This window comes from Massilia atriviolacea (genome assembly GCF_003953935.1).
In the GTDB taxonomy this organism is placed as follows: domain Bacteria; phylum Pseudomonadota; class Gammaproteobacteria; order Burkholderiales; family Burkholderiaceae_D; genus Telluria_A; species Telluria_A atriviolacea.
Window position 1 is genome coordinate 150,662 of the sequence record NZ_RXLQ01000002.1, and the last position, 13,516, is coordinate 164,177.

The 13,516-nt window shown below is 67.2% G+C and carries 14 protein-coding genes; 9 read left to right on the top strand and 5 right to left on the bottom strand.

The window, feature by feature from the left end:
* Together EJB06_RS32405 and EJB06_RS03755 are read right to left on the bottom strand one after the other, a co-directional pair.
* The gene (locus tag EJB06_RS32405) at nt 1–1,266 is read right to left on the bottom strand and encodes a M56 family metallopeptidase (protein WP_229426920.1); all 1,266 of its coding nucleotides are present in this window, start codon (nt 1,264–1,266) and stop codon (nt 1–3) included.
* The gene (locus tag EJB06_RS03755) at nt 1,263–1,646 is read right to left on the bottom strand and encodes a BlaI/MecI/CopY family transcriptional regulator (RefSeq protein ID WP_126072665.1); all 384 of its coding nucleotides are present in this window, start codon (nt 1,644–1,646) and stop codon (nt 1,263–1,265) included. The genes EJB06_RS32405 and EJB06_RS03755 overlap by 4 nt, the downstream gene beginning before the upstream one ends.
* A 148-nt stretch (nt 1,647–1,794) precedes the next feature.
* Between EJB06_RS03755 and EJB06_RS03760 the strand changes: the two genes are divergently transcribed.
* A complete protein-coding gene (locus tag EJB06_RS03760) occupies nt 1,795–4,170 on the top strand; it encodes an ABC transporter permease (RefSeq protein WP_126072666.1) in 2,376 nt (791 codons plus the stop codon).
* Between the two features lie 75 nt (nt 4,171–4,245).
* The gene (locus EJB06_RS03765; protein WP_126072667.1) at nt 4,246–4,548 is read left to right on the top strand and encodes a hypothetical protein; all 303 of its coding nucleotides are present in this window, start codon (nt 4,246–4,248) and stop codon (nt 4,546–4,548) included.
* A gap of 35 nt (nt 4,549–4,583) precedes the next feature.
* Here EJB06_RS03765 and EJB06_RS03770 read toward each other — a convergent pair whose 3' ends face one another.
* On the bottom strand, nt 4,584–4,937 hold the full coding sequence (locus EJB06_RS03770) for an energy transducer TonB (protein WP_164557804.1): 354 nt from the start codon (nt 4,935–4,937) through the stop codon (nt 4,584–4,586).
* Between the two features lie 184 nt (nt 4,938–5,121).
* On the opposite strand from EJB06_RS03770, the gene EJB06_RS03775 reads away from it, so the two are divergent.
* The gene (locus EJB06_RS03775; RefSeq protein WP_164557805.1) at nt 5,122–5,841 is read left to right on the top strand and encodes an SIMPL domain-containing protein; all 720 of its coding nucleotides are present in this window, start codon (nt 5,122–5,124) and stop codon (nt 5,839–5,841) included.
* A 46-nt stretch (nt 5,842–5,887) separates the two neighbouring features.
* Here EJB06_RS03775 and EJB06_RS03780 read toward each other — a convergent pair whose 3' ends face one another.
* On the bottom strand, nt 5,888–7,192 hold the full coding sequence (locus EJB06_RS03780) for a dicarboxylate/amino acid:cation symporter (RefSeq protein WP_126072670.1): 1,305 nt from the start codon (nt 7,190–7,192) through the stop codon (nt 5,888–5,890).
* Between the two features lie 145 nt (nt 7,193–7,337).
* Between EJB06_RS03780 and EJB06_RS03785 the strand changes: the two genes are divergently transcribed.
* Both EJB06_RS03785 and EJB06_RS03790 read left to right on the top strand, forming a co-directional pair.
* Nucleotides 7,338–7,661, top strand: coding sequence for a low molecular weight protein tyrosine phosphatase family protein (locus EJB06_RS03785; RefSeq protein WP_126072671.1), 324 nt, complete (start codon nt 7,338–7,340; stop codon nt 7,659–7,661).
* Nucleotides 7,662–7,765: 104 nt separating this feature from the next.
* Complete coding sequence (locus tag EJB06_RS03790) at nt 7,766–8,269, top strand: hypothetical protein (protein WP_126072672.1); 504 nt, start codon at nt 7,766–7,768, stop codon at nt 8,267–8,269.
* 27 nt (nt 8,270–8,296) lie between these two features.
* On the opposite strand, the gene EJB06_RS03795 is transcribed toward EJB06_RS03790, so the two are convergent.
* The gene (locus EJB06_RS03795) at nt 8,297–9,091 is read right to left on the bottom strand and encodes a 3-hydroxybutyrate dehydrogenase (RefSeq protein WP_126072673.1); all 795 of its coding nucleotides are present in this window, start codon (nt 9,089–9,091) and stop codon (nt 8,297–8,299) included.
* A 126-nt stretch (nt 9,092–9,217) separates the two neighbouring features.
* Between EJB06_RS03795 and EJB06_RS03800 the strand changes: the two genes are divergently transcribed.
* From EJB06_RS03800 to EJB06_RS03815, 4 genes are read left to right on the top strand one after another with little or no spacing between them, the layout of a single operon-like run.
* Entirely contained in the window at nt 9,218–10,099 is an 882-nt protein-coding gene (locus EJB06_RS03800; protein ID WP_126072674.1) for an alpha/beta fold hydrolase, read from the top strand.
* Nucleotides 10,100–10,107: 8 nt separating this feature from the next.
* Nucleotides 10,108–10,458 (top strand): RidA family protein, encoded by a 351-nt coding sequence (locus tag EJB06_RS03805; protein ID WP_126072675.1) that lies wholly within the window; start codon nt 10,108–10,110, stop codon nt 10,456–10,458.
* Between the two features lie 5 nt (nt 10,459–10,463).
* Nucleotides 10,464–12,704: a RelA/SpoT family protein gene (locus EJB06_RS03810; protein WP_126072676.1), complete on the top strand. Its 2,241-nt coding sequence runs from the start codon at nt 10,464–10,466 to the stop codon at nt 12,702–12,704.
* A gap of 6 nt (nt 12,705–12,710) precedes the next feature.
* On the top strand, nt 12,711–13,514 hold the full coding sequence (locus tag EJB06_RS03815) for an MlaE family ABC transporter permease (RefSeq protein ID WP_229426921.1): 804 nt from the start codon (nt 12,711–12,713) through the stop codon (nt 13,512–13,514).
* Nucleotides 13,515–13,516: the final 2 nt, after the last annotated feature.

Consider the following 13,516-nt stretch of genomic DNA (forward strand, 5'->3'; position numbering starts at 1 on the left):
TCAGTTCAGCATCCAGACATACTGCATGTCCATCCAGGAGGAGACGGGCTTGCCGTTTTCCATGCCGGGCTTGAACCGGCACTGCATGATTCCCTCGCGCGCAGCCTGGTCGAGCAGTACATGGCCGCTCGATTTCTTGACGCGCGAGTCGTTCACGCGCCCGTTCGGCCCGACCTTGAACGACAGCGTCACCGTGCCCGTGTGTTCCGCCTTGAGCGACGATGCCGGCCACACCGGCTTGGCGCAGCTGGAAAAATCGGCGACGGCTTTGACCTTCGCCAGTACCGGCTGGACCCTGGTCCGGCTCTCGGCGGCGTGCGCGTACAGGCTGAAACAGGCGGCGGCCAGTCCCAGCGCGGGCAGGGCGGCCTTCCAGTCGAGCGCCTGGCGCGCGGGCTTGACCAGGCGCCGCACGCGCGCCACCAGGTCGCCGCCGCTGGCCGCCAGCGCCAGGTGGTGGCTGGAGAATTGCAGGCGTTCCAGTTCGGACAGCGCGCGCGCCAGGCGGCGCGGCTCGCCCAGGTGGCGCGCCGCCAGGTCGTCGGCGATCTGTTCGCGCTCGACCCGGATGCGGCCTGAAATCCACCACACCGCAGGGTGGTAGAACAGCACGATCTCGGCTGCGTTCTGGGCCAGGTTGACCAGGTAGTCGAAGCGCCGGATGTGCGCCAGTTCGTGCGCCAGCAGCGCTTCGAGCAGGTCGGGCGGCATGCCGGTCATGAGCGAGGCGGGGATGAGCACCAGCGGGCGCAGGGTGCCGATGGTCAGCGGGCTGTCCAGGTTGTCGACCACGCGCAGGCGCACCGTGCGCCTGATGCCGAAGGCGGCGGCCATGCGGGCGGCGCGCGCCTGCCATGCGGCGCCGGCCGGCGGCGCGCCGGCGGCGCGGCCGATCCATGCCAGGCCGGCCGCCATGCGCAGCGCCAGCAGCGCGGCGCAGACCGACCAGAAACCGACGATCCACAGCAGCTGTTCCTGCAGCCAGGCGGCCAGGCTGGCGTCGTCGGCGGCCGCCGCACCGGTCATCCGGGCGCCGAAGCGCACCGCGGCGGCGCCGGCGCCGCCGTCCTGCAGGCGCGCCAGCAGGTCGGCGGCGGGCCACAGCACGCAGGCCAGCAGCGCCGCGCAGGCCACGTTGTAGCGGTATTCGGGACGCGTGTTGCGCATCAGGGCCAGCAGGACGGCGCTGGCGCAGCCGATCAGCACCCCCTGCCAGCTGAAGTGCAGCAGGGTCCAGCCGATGCTGTCGACCAGGGAGCGCGTCATTTGTCGTCTTCCTTGAGCATGTTCTCGATCTCCTCGCGCTCTTTTTTGCTGATGCCGCTGCGCAGGGCCGCCATCACCAGCGCCTTGGCCGAACCGGAAAACGCCTTCTGGATCAGGTCCTTGAGCAGATTGGTCTGCAGCGAATCCTGCGCCTGCGCCGGCGCATACACGTGCGAGCGTTCGCTTTCGTCGCGGATCAGCAAGCCCTTGGTGTGCATGATCTGCATCAGGCGCAGCACCGTCGCATACGTCACCTCGGGCCGGTCCTTGAGGATGGCCTGGTGGACTTGCTTGGCGGTGGCGGCGCCGAGCGGCCACAGGGTCTGCAGGAGATCGAGTTCGGCCGCTGTCGGCTTGGGCGGGGCGGGCAGTTTGGGCATGGCGTGTTTTTCATTGAAGGACAAGCAGCAGCTTAGCGTATCTAGACTTTCGTGTCTAACTAAAAATCTCGCTGGGTCATGCAATATCGATTGTCCATGGCGGCACTTCGACTTAACATAGACATCATTGTCTATATTGGGAGGGCGTATGGGATATCTGGATGGGCGGATTGGCTGGCGCTTGCTGGCCAGGGAGCCGGGCTATTCGCTGGCGGTGATCGGCGGGCTGGCGGTCGGCTTTGCGGCCTGTTTCCTGCTGCTCGGTTTCGTGATCCATAGCCTGGGCTACAACGCGCAGCTGCCGGCCAGCGAGCGCACTTACCTGGTCAAGGAACGGCGCAACCTGCTGCCGCGTCCCGAATGGCGGGCATCGGCTCCCGGCGCCTTGCGCGACGTGGTCGGCGCCAGCGGCATGGCCGCCGCCTTCACCCAGTCCCACAGCGTCGAGCTGACGGCGCGCGTCGGCCAACGCGTCCTGCCCCTGACCGTGAGCGCGGTCGAGCCGAACTACCTGGCGTTTTTCGGCGTGACGGCGCTGCAGGGCGACGCGTCGGCGGCGCTGGCGCGTCCGGATGCGCTGGTGCTGAGCGAATCCGAGGCGCTGCGCCTGTTCGGCCGGCGCGATGCGATCGGCCAGGTCGCGCGCATCGACGGCGTGCCGTTCCAGGTGCGTGCCATCGTTCCCGACATGCCCGGCAATACCACCGTGCGCGCCGATGCGCTGGTCGGCGCCGGCATCCATGGCTGGGATCGGGGGAAAGCGCCCGCGCAAGCCTGGAACAGCAATACCGAGTTGTACGTGCGGCTGGCGCCGGGCGCCGATCCGGGCGCGATCAACGCCGTGCTGCAAGAGGCCGTGGTGCGCCACCGCGACGCGCCGGCCATGACCGCCGCGCTGCGCCAGCGCTTCGCCGGCCGCCACATGACCGAGATCGGCATGACCGCCTTGTCGGCGCTGTATTTCGACGAAGGGCTGCTGGCCGGCCGCGACGGCGCCAGCTACGGCAACATCAAGTCGCTGGCCGCCCTCGGGGCGCTGGCCTTGCTGATCCTGGCGCTGGCCGGCGCCAACTACGTCAACCTGGTAGCGGTGCGCATGGTCGACCGGCGCCGTGAAATCGGCATGCGCAAGGCCATGGGCGTCAGTGCGCCGGCGCTCGCACGCCAGTTCGTCGCCGAGTCGATGGTGGTGGCGCTGCTGGCCAGCGCACTCGGGGTGGCGCTGGCATGGCTGGCGGCGCCGCAGTTCGCGATGCTGGTCGAGCGGCCGCTGGACGGCATGTTCGGGCCGTCGATGCTGGGCGCCGCGCTGCTGGCCGGCGGCGCGGTGGGGGCGCTGTCGGCCCTGTATCCGGCATCGGTGGCGCTGCGCCTGCCGGTGCGCGAGATGCTGCAGGGGCGCGCAGGCGGGCAGGATGCCGGTGGCCTGCGCTTGCGCCAGGCGCTGTCGGTGTTCCAGTTCGCCTGCGCGATCGGCCTGGTTGGCGCGACCGGCGCGGTGTACTGGCAGGCCGACTATGCCAGCCGCGTCGACCCCGGCTTCGATCCCGCGTCCTTGCTGGTGCTCGACCTGCCGACGGCGGACGCGCCGGCGCAGGCGTTCCGGGAAGCGCTGGCGCGCCTGCCCGGGGTGGGCGGCGTGGTGGCCGTGGCCGACGCGGTCGGACGCGATACGGTCGTCGCCACGGCCAGCGTCGGCCGCGCCGGCGGCGCCGAGGTGGCGCTGGAGGTGAAGGGCGTCGGCCCCGAATTCTTCCAGGTGCTCGGGGTGCGCGCGCAGCTCGGGCGCGTGTTCGACCCGGCCCGGGACCGGCCAGGCAGCGGCAGCGTGGTGCTCAACGCGCTGGCGGCGCAGGCGCTCGGCTTCGCCACGCCGCGGGAGGCGCTGGGGGCAATGCTGGGCAAGGAGCGCGTGGTGGGGATCGTGCCCGACCTGCGCTACCGCACCCTGCGCGAACATCCCGGCCCGATGATGTACCGGATCGATCCGCTGCAAACGGTGCTGATGGTGCGGACCACCTCCGGCAAGGCCGCGCTGCACGGGGCCATCGAGACGCTGTGGCAGCGCTATTATCCGGACCAGGTGCTGTACCTGGAACCGGCGGCCGCCATCTTCGCGCAGAATTATGGCGAGGACCGGCGCCTGGCGCTGATGCTGGCCGGCGCCAGCGTGGTGGCAACGGCGCTGGCCTCGTTCGGCATTTACGTGCTGGCGGCGTACAGCATCCGCCGGCGCGCGCGCGAAATCGTGCTGCGCAAGCTGCATGGTGCCGGCGGCGCCGCCATCGGCCGCCTGGTGGCGCGCGAATTCGCGGCGCTGGCCGGGATCGGCGCGGCGCTCGGACTGCCGCTGGCGTGGCTGGCCAACGAGCGCTATCTGTCAGGCTTCGTGGAGCGCGCGCCGATGGGGCAGTGGCCGCTGGTATGCGCCGCCGGCGGCGTGTTCGCGGTGGCGCTGGCGGCGACCGCGCGCCATACCATCGGCGCGATGCGCATGGCCCCCGCGGCGGCCTTGCGCGGCTGAGATTTGCTTTGCCGGCGGCGGGCATGGGCAGTACCATGCCCGTGCAGGCATGGCAAACGACACAAGGGGAATCCATTGAAGAGCGTTCCACTCGCGCTGGCGAGCATCGGCGTCGCCGCGCTGGCTTACGCGCTGGCGATGCTCGTTACGCGCGGGACGTTTTCGTCCTGGACCGGCGGCTGCGGCGACTTCGGCATGCGTTGCGTGGGCCAGGGCGTCATCGTGCTCGGGGTGGGATGCCTGGCCGGCGCGCTGCTGGCCCTGGTCTCGCTCGGGCATGCCGACGCGCGCACCCGGCTTGGCTGGGTGGCGCTGCTGATGAATGGCTTGCCGCTGGCCGCGATCGGCCTGACGGCACTGCTGATCGGGCTGCGTTAGGCGGCCCAAGGGGCGTTCGCCCCTCGTTTCCGCTCCTACAGCTGCCAGATGTAGTCGACGCGGGCCCAGCTTTCCACCGGCTTGCCCCTGGCGCTGGCGGGGCCGAACTTGCACAGCTTGAGCGCCTGGTGCGCTGCATCGTCGAGCGCCGGGTGGCCGCTCGACGTTTCCACCTTGCTGTCGGCCAGCTTGCCGTCGGCGCCGACCAGGAAGGCCAGCTTGACCGTGCCGGTGTGCTTTGCGGCGCGCGCTTCGGCCGGGTAGACCGGCTTGGCGCACGATGCCAGGTCGGCTTTGGGCTTGGTGCTGCCGGCCGGCGCCGCATGCGCGCCGGCGCTGGTGCAAGCGGCGATCGCGATCGCCGCCATCGTTGTCGTCAACAGCTTCATGGTTTCTCCTTTGGTGGCGTCATGCGCCATGGTTTGGGCGGGTGCCTGATGTATAGATTAATCTGTCTAGACAAAGTTGTCTATTGATTTATTTCTAGCATTCGCAGCTGACAAATATTAATAGACAAGGATGTCTACTATGGATATTCTGGCGGTCCATGTCACATCGTTTCCCGGAGAACCCATGCTGAAGACACTCGCCACCCTCGGCGCACTGACCTTGCTGCCGACGGCGGCACCCGCGGCCGGCTTGCCCGACTATCCTTTCATCCATGTCAGCGGCGTGGGCAGCACGGTCGTCATGCCGGACCTGGGGCAGATCGATTTTGAGATCGCCGCCTTCGATGCCGATCCGGCCGCCGCCGTCGGCGTGATCGCGGCGCGCGCCAGCGAGATCCGGGCCGCGATGGAGCAGGCCGGCGTGCCGCTGGAGGATGTGGAAATTCGCGATGTGCGCAAGGATTTCCGCAAGCAGGACCCGGCCGCGGCGCCCGGACCGGTGCTGTACGACATCCGCGCCGGCGTGCGCATCAATGTGCGCGACCTGAGCAGGTGGCGCGCGGCCGCCACGCCGCTGCTGGCGATGCCGAACCTCGATGGCTTCATGATCGTGTTCGACACCAGCGGGCGCGAAAAGATCGAGATGGCGCTGGCGGGCGACGCGCTCAGGATCGCGCGCCGCAAGGCGGAGGGGATTGCGGCGGGACTGGGAAGGAAGCTGGGAGCGGCGAGCGCCGTCAGTACGGGGGACTTGAAGAACCTGACGCGGGCGATGGGGCTGGCGCCGGGCGAGCCTGGTTCGCGCTCGCCGGCGCAGCGGATCGGCACCGAGCGCGCCGAGCTGCTGACGGTGATGTCGCTCAAATTCGCGCAGCCGGTCGACGTGATCTACCGTCTGAAGTAGCCGGGTTCCCGCAGGGTTCGTTGGTCCCTGCGGGAGAGGGCGATGGTCAGGCGGCTTTGCGAACAGGGTACATTTCGCGGTCGTCTTCAATGTGGGTCGGATTGGCCAGTTCGCTCTTCATGCGCTCGTGATCGAGCTCTTTTTCCCAGTGCGAGACCACCACCGTCGCCACGCCGTTGCCGACGAAATTGGTCAGTGCGCGGCACTCGCTCATGAAGCGGTCGATGCCGAGGATGAGGGCCATGCCGGCCACGGGAATGGTCGGCACCACGGCCAGGGTCGCGGCCAGGGTGATGAAGCCGGCGCCGGTGATGCCCGACGCGCCCTTGGAGGTCAGCATCGCCACGCCCAGGATGGTGAGCTGCTGGCTGAAGGTCAGGTCGGTGTTGGTGGCCTGCGCCACGAACAGGGCGGCCATGGTCATGTAGATATTGGTGCCGTCGAGGTTGAACGAATAACCGGTCGGCACCACCAGGCCGACGACCGACTTCGAGCAGCCGAGTTTTTCGAGCTTGCGCATCAGGGCCGGCAGGGCGCTTTCCGAGGAGCTGGTGCCGAGCACGATCAGCAGTTCTTCCTTGATGTAGGAGATGAAGCGGAAGATCGAGAAGCCGGTCATGCGGGCGATCAGGCCGAGCACGATGAACACGAACAGGGCGCAGGTCAGGTAGAAGGAGCCCATCAGCTTGGCCAGCGGCAGCAGCGAAGCCAGGCCGAATTTACCGATGGTGAAGGCCATGGCGCCGAACGCGCCGATCGGAGCGACTTTCATCACGATGCCGACGACGCCGAAAATCACGTGCGACAGGTCGTCGATCAGTTTCGTGACCGGGCGGCCACGTTCGCCCAGCATCGACAGCGCGAAGCCGAACAGGATCGCAAACAGCAGCACCTGCAGGATGTCGCCCTTGGCGAAGGCGTCGACCACCGTGTTCGGGATGATGTTCATCACGAAGTCGAGCGTGCTCTGGTTCTTGGCCTTGGCCGTGTATTCGGCGATGGCCTTGGTGTCGAGCGTGGCCGGGTCGGCGTTGAAGCCGTCGCCCGGACGCACCACGTTGGCGACGATCAGGCCGATGGCCAGGGCGAAGGTGGAGACCACCTCGAAGTACAGCAGGGCCTTGCCGCCGACGCGGCCGATTTTCTTCATGTCCTGCATGCCGGCGATGCCGGCGACGACGGTACAGAAAATCACGGGAGCGATGATCATCTTGATCAGTTTGATGAAGCCGTCGCCGAGCGGTTTCATGTCGACCCCGAGTTTCGGATAGAACACGCCGAGCAGGACGCCGCACACGATGGCGATCAGAACCTGCACATACAGGATCTTGTAGAAGGGTTGCTTTTTCATGACGGTGTCTCCGTTCGATATTTGAGTTCGTGTATCTTTATCGAAATCGACGGCCTCATCTATTGTGGATATCCGCAGTGCGTAGCCGGCCGCTGCCGCCACGCGCGCCTTGTGCGGTGCAGCAAAATTTAACTGAAGAGAGACGATGCACAGAGCTTTATTTATCTGCAGCCAGAACCGGCTGCGCAGTCCCACGGCCGAGCAGGTGTTTGCCAGCTGGCCCGGGGTCGAGACCGATTCGGCCGGCCTGGGCGGCGATGCTTCGGTGCCGCTCTCGCCCGAGCAGATCGCCTGGGCGACGATTGTCTTCGTGATGGAAAAGGCGCACCGGCGGCGCCTGGGCGAGCGTTTCCGCGCTCACCTGAACGGCAAGAAGCTCATCTGCCTGGATATCCCCGACAACTACGGCTACATGCAGCCGGAGCTGGTCGCCATCCTGGAGGCGAATGCCGGCAAGTTCCTGCGCTGAGCGGGGGCGGGCGCGGCGGGGGGACGGCGCAATTGTGCATGCGACAAGGCCGCACGCGGTATAGTCATGCTTTCGACCCTGCGTCGGCCAATCGGGAACCCGCCATGAGAATACTCCGTCACCTACTGCTCGCTGCCGCCATCGCCCCAGCCATCGCGCATGCAGCGCCGAAGATGAAGCCGGCCGCCAGACCGGTGACCTCGTTCTTTCCCCAGCTCGACCTGGGGCGCTTCCTGGCCGATAACTTCGACCTGGCCTCGGTCCGCAGTTCGCTGGCCCCGCGCCGCACGCCGGACCTGCGCACCTTCGCCGATTTCGGCATGCTGCCGACCAACAGCGGCGACGATGGGGTCACCTTCGACGGCGAACGCTGGCTGTACCAGCTGCGCGTGGTGCGCCGCGCCGACATCAACAACGACGGCATCGAAGACCTGGAAGTGTGCTTCACCGACCGCGCCAAGGGCGCCAGCTACGACGCCTCGCAAAGCCTGCTGGTGAGCCGCTATTCCGACGAAACCTACGCGGTCGCGCTGCGCTACGAATCGGAGGCCTGCGGCCCCGCCGCCAAAAGCAGCCCGGCGCGGACCCGCACCATCGAAGTCAAGTAGGCACGCCCGCCGCGCCTGGACAGGCGCTTACTGCGCGGCCCAGCCGCCGTCCATGTTCCACGCCACGCCGCGCACCTGGTTGCCGGCCGGGCTGCACAGGAATACCGCCAGCGCGCCCAGTTCCTCGGGCGTGACGAATTCGCCGGACGGCTGCTTTTCGCCCAGCAGGGCCTTCTTGGCTTCCTCGTTGCCGATGCCGTCCCGGGCGGCGCGGTCGTCCACCTGTTTTTGCACCAGCGGCGTCAATACCCAGCCCGGGCAGATGGCGTTGCAGGTCACGCCGGTGGCGGCCGTCTCCAGCGCGGTCACCTTGGTAAAGCCGACCAGCCCGTGCTTGGCCGCCACGTAGGCCGACTTTTGCGCCGAGCCGACCAGCCCGTGCACCGACGCCAGGTTGATGATGCGGCCCCAGTTCTTCCGCTTCATGGCCGGCAGCGCCAGGCGCGAGGTGTGGAAGGCGGAGCTGAGGTTGATGGCGATGATCGCGTCCCACTTCTCGGCCGGAAAATCCTCGATATCGGCCACGTGCTGGATGCCGGCGTTATTGACCAGCACATCGACGCCGCCGAACTTGTCGCTTGCGAACCGCATCATGGCCTCGATCTCGGCCGGTTTCGACATGTCGGCATTGTGGTAGGCCGTCTGCACGCCGAATTCGCGCGCCAGGTCGGTGTGCAGTTTCTCGATCTGCTGGGCGTCGCCGAAGCCGTTGAACACGATGTTGGCGCCTTCCCGGGCCAGCGAGCGTGCGATGCCGAGGCCGATGCCGGAGGTCGAGCCGGTGACCAGAGCGGTCTTGCCGCTCAGCATAGTTGATTTCATTGTGTCCTCTACGGAAGAAAGAATTAGGGGGGATGATGTAGAATTCTAAACGCAGTGAAGATTGAAGCACATATTTGAAAGTGGCGACGGATCGACACGCCCGACAACGCCTAACGAGGAGCCGGCATGATCGAAGCAAGAATCAAATCCGTCCAGTGCATCTCGCCCGCCGGCTTGCACCAGATGTCCTACAAGGAGTGGGGCGACGAGGCCAATCCGCGCGTGCTGGTATGCGTGCATGGCGTCACGCGCGTGGGCGACGACTTCGACAGGCTGGCGCGCGCGCTGGCCGGCCACTACCGCGTGGTGGCGCCGGACGTGGTCGGGCGCGGCCGCTCCGGACGCCTGGCCAATCCGCAGCTGTACCGCGTGCCGCAGTACGTGAGCGACATGGTGACGCTGATCGCGCGCGTCACCGGGGGCACCGGCTCCGATGGCGTCGACTGGTTCGGCACCTCGATGGGCGGCCTGATCGGCCTGGCCCTGGCTTCGCTGCCCGGCACCCCGGTGCGCAAACTGGTCCTCAACGACATCGGTCCGACCCTCGACCCGGCGGCGCTGCGGCGCATCGGCGACTACATCGGCCAGGAGCTGCGCTTCCCGGACTTCGACGCCGCCGCGCGCTTCGTGCGCGAGGTGTCGCAGTCGTTCGGCGAGCACACCGAGGAAGAATGGCACAAGCTGTGCAGCGACGTGCTGCGGCGCGATGCCGACGGCCAGTGGGTGCGCCATTACGACATGGGACTGGCGCTGCCGTTCCGCTCGGCCACGCCGGAGAGCACGCAGGCCGACGAAGCCATGCTGTGGGCCGCCTACGATGCGATCCGCTGCCCGACCATGCTGGTGCGCGGCGAGCACTCCGACCTGCTCTCGCGCGCCACCGCCGCCAGCATGGCCGCGCGCGGACCGCGCGCCACCTTGGTCGAGATGCCCGGCGTGGGCCACGCCCCGACTTTTATCCACGACGACCAGATCGCCGTTGCACGACAATTTTTGATTGGTACTTGAAAGACATTATGGAAATTACACGACTGCACGTAGGAAAACGCCTCTCCGAAGTGGCCATCCACAATGGCACGGTCTACCTGGCCGGCCAGATCGCCGACGACACAAGCGCCGACATCGGCGGCCAGATGCGCGAAGTGCTGGGCCACGTCGACCGCCTGCTGGCCGAAGCGGGCAGCGACAAGACCTGCATCCTGATGGCGCAGATATTCATCGCCGACATGGCGCACTTCGACGGCATGAACGCGGTCTGGGACGAATGGGTCGCCTCCGGCCACACGCCGCCGCGCGCCACCGTCGAATCGAAGCTGGCCAACCCCGCATGCCTGGTTGAGATCGTCGTCACCGCAGCCCTGCGCTAAGCCGCATGGTCTCGATTGCAGCACTCGGCAGCACAACCGCCGAACTGGTACAGGGGCTCAGTGCGGACGACTGCGCGCGCGTGCAGGCGGCGCTGGCCTATGCGGGCGACGCCTACAAGGACATGGCCTGCAGCTCGGGCCAGAACGCGCTCGACTTTGCGGTCGGCGTGGCCAGCACCCTGGCGTATTTGAGAAGCGACGCCGAAACCCGCATCGCCGGCTTGATGTTCGAGCTGACGGTGCTCGATCCGAAAGCGGTGGAGGGCCTGGAAGCGCGGGTCGGGCGCGAGGCCACCGACCTGGTGACCGGCGTGCGCCAGCTGATCCGCCTGCGCGACATGACGGTCGGCCACAAGACCGTCGGCCGGGGCAAGAACGCGGCGCAGCAGGCGGTGGCCCAGGTCGAAACCCTGCGCAAGATGCTGCTGGCGATGGCCACCGACATGCGCGTGGTGCTGGTGCGCCTGGCCTCGTGCGTGACCAGCCTGCGCTACTTTGCCGACATCAAGCGCTTCGACGAACTGACCTGCGCCTACGGGCGCGAGACGCTCGACCTGTACGCGCCGCTGGCCAACCGGCTCGGCATCTGGCAGCTCAAGTGGGAGCTGGAAGACCTGTCGTTCCGCTTCATCGAGCCCGATACCTACAAGCGCATCGCCAAGATGCTCGAAGAAAAGCGCATGATGCGCGAAGGCTTCGTGCAGTCGGCCATCGTGCGCCTGCAGAACGAGCTGGCGGCGGCCGGGATCACGGCCGAAGTGTTCGGCCGGCCCAAGCATATCTACAGCATCTGGAACAAGATGCGCGGCAAGGAGCTCGATTTCACCGAGCTGTATGACGTGCGCGCCTTCCGCGTGATCGTCGCCGACGACAAGACCTGCTACACGGTGCTGGGCGTGGTCCACAATATCTGGACCCCGATTCCGAAAGAGTTCGACGACTACATCTCGCGGCCGAAGCCGAACGGCTACCAGTCGCTGCACACGGTGGTCACGGCCGACGACGGGCGTCCGCTGGAAGTGCAGATCCGCACCCAGGAAATGCACAACTTCGCCGAATACGGCATCGCCGCGCACTGGCGCTACAAGGAAGAGGGCGGGTCGAACTTCAAGGGCCAGGCCTACGACGAAAAGATCGCCTGGCTGCGCCAGCTGCTGGCCTGGAAGACCGACGTGGCCGACGCCGTCGTCGGGCAGGAAGAGATCCAGCGCGAATGGGTCGAAAAGCTCAAGTCGACCACCCTGGACGACCGCATCTTCGTGCTCACGCCGCAGGCGCGCGTGCTGGAACTGCCGGTGGGCGCCACGCCGATCGACTTTGCCTACCATTTGCACAGCGAAGTCGGGCACCGCTGCCGTGGTGCGCGGGTGGACGGGGTCATGGTGCCGTTGAATACCGCGCTGAAGAACGGCCAGACCTGCGAGATCATCACCGCCAGCCGCGCATCGGGCAGCGCCGGTCCGTCGCGCGACTGGCTCAACGCCGACTACACGGTCAGCACGCGCACGCGCGCCAAGGTGCGCGCCTGGTTCCACGCGATCGACCTGGAAGAGACGCTGGGGCACGGCCGCGCCATGGTCGAAAAATCGCTCCAGCGCGAAGGCAAGACCGCCGTCAACCTGGAGCAGCTGGCGCATAAACTCGGCTTCGCCAAGGTTGACGATCTGTTCATCTCGGTCGGCAAGGAAGAATTCAGCCTGCGCCACGTGGAGCAGGCCTTGCACGACACCGGCGAGGTGGTGGTGCCGGAAGACGCGGTGGTGCTCAACAAGAGCCGGGCCTCGAGCGTGGAGCAGGGCGCCAAGTCGGGGGTGCTGGTGGTCGGCACCGACGGCCTGATGACGGCGCTGGCCAAGTGCTGCAAGCCGGCGCCGCCGGACGGCATCGTCGGTTTCGTCACGCGCGGCAAGGGCGTCTCGATCCATCGCGCCACCTGCAAGAACTTCGCCGAGATGCGCGCCAAGGCGCCCGAGCGCGTGATCCATACCGACTGGGGCCGCGCCGGGCACGATACCGTGTATCCGGTCGACCTGTTCATCCTCGCCGGCGACCGCCAGGGCCTGCTGCGCGACATCTCCGAGGTGTTCTCGCGCGAGAAGATCAACGTCATCGGCGTCAATACCCAGAGCGCCAAGGGGCAGGCGCGCATGACCTTCACCGCCGAAATCGGCTCGACCGCGCAGCTGCAAAAAGCCCTGGGCGCGATCATGGAGGTCGGCGGCGTCAAAGAAGCGCGGCGGCAGTAAGTGGCGATGCTGCCCAAGTCGTTCCTGTACTCCAAGCCGCGCGACTGGGGCCGGCACGCCTGGCGCTTCGTGTTCAGCTGGTGGTACATGGTGTACCTGGGCGCGATCGCGCTGGTGATGGCGATGTCGCCCTCGACCTACAACCGCCACAACCGCCTGGCCACCTCGCGCCATATCTACACCAGCACCTGGCAGGTGCTGCCGTGGTTTACGCTGCTGGCGGCGCTGGTCAGCCTGGTGCTGATCCGGGTGGTGGTGGTGACGTCGCAGAGCTACGGCCTGTCGCGTTACGCGCTCGAGATGGTGGTGCGGGTGCTGGTGCTCGAACTGATTCCCCTGACCGCCGCCATGTTCGTGGCGCTGCGCGCGGGCCTGGCCTTCAACGCCGGCGACGCCCTGGCGGTGGCCGCCGCGTCGACCCCGGACCGCTCGCGCCAGGCCCAGAACCGGCTGCGCCAGGACCTGGTGCCGCAGGTGATCGCCAACGCCTTCGCGGTCCTGAGCCTGGCCATGGTCAGCAGCGTGATCGTGCTGGTGCTGGCCTACACCAGCGTGTACGGCCTGTCGCCGTGGGGACTGGGCGACTACACGCGCACGGTGGGGCGCATTTTCAATCCGGCGGTGACCATCGGCTTCGTGCTGAAAACCGTGTTCTTCGGGCTGTCGGTGGCGGTCATTCCGAGCGCCGCGATCCTCGAATCGCACCGTTACGGACGCTCCTCCTCGTCCACCGTGCAGCCGGGCGCGGTGCGCCTGCTGTTCGTGCTGCTGCTGATCGAGGCCGGCTCGCTGGCCGTCAAATACATATAGGT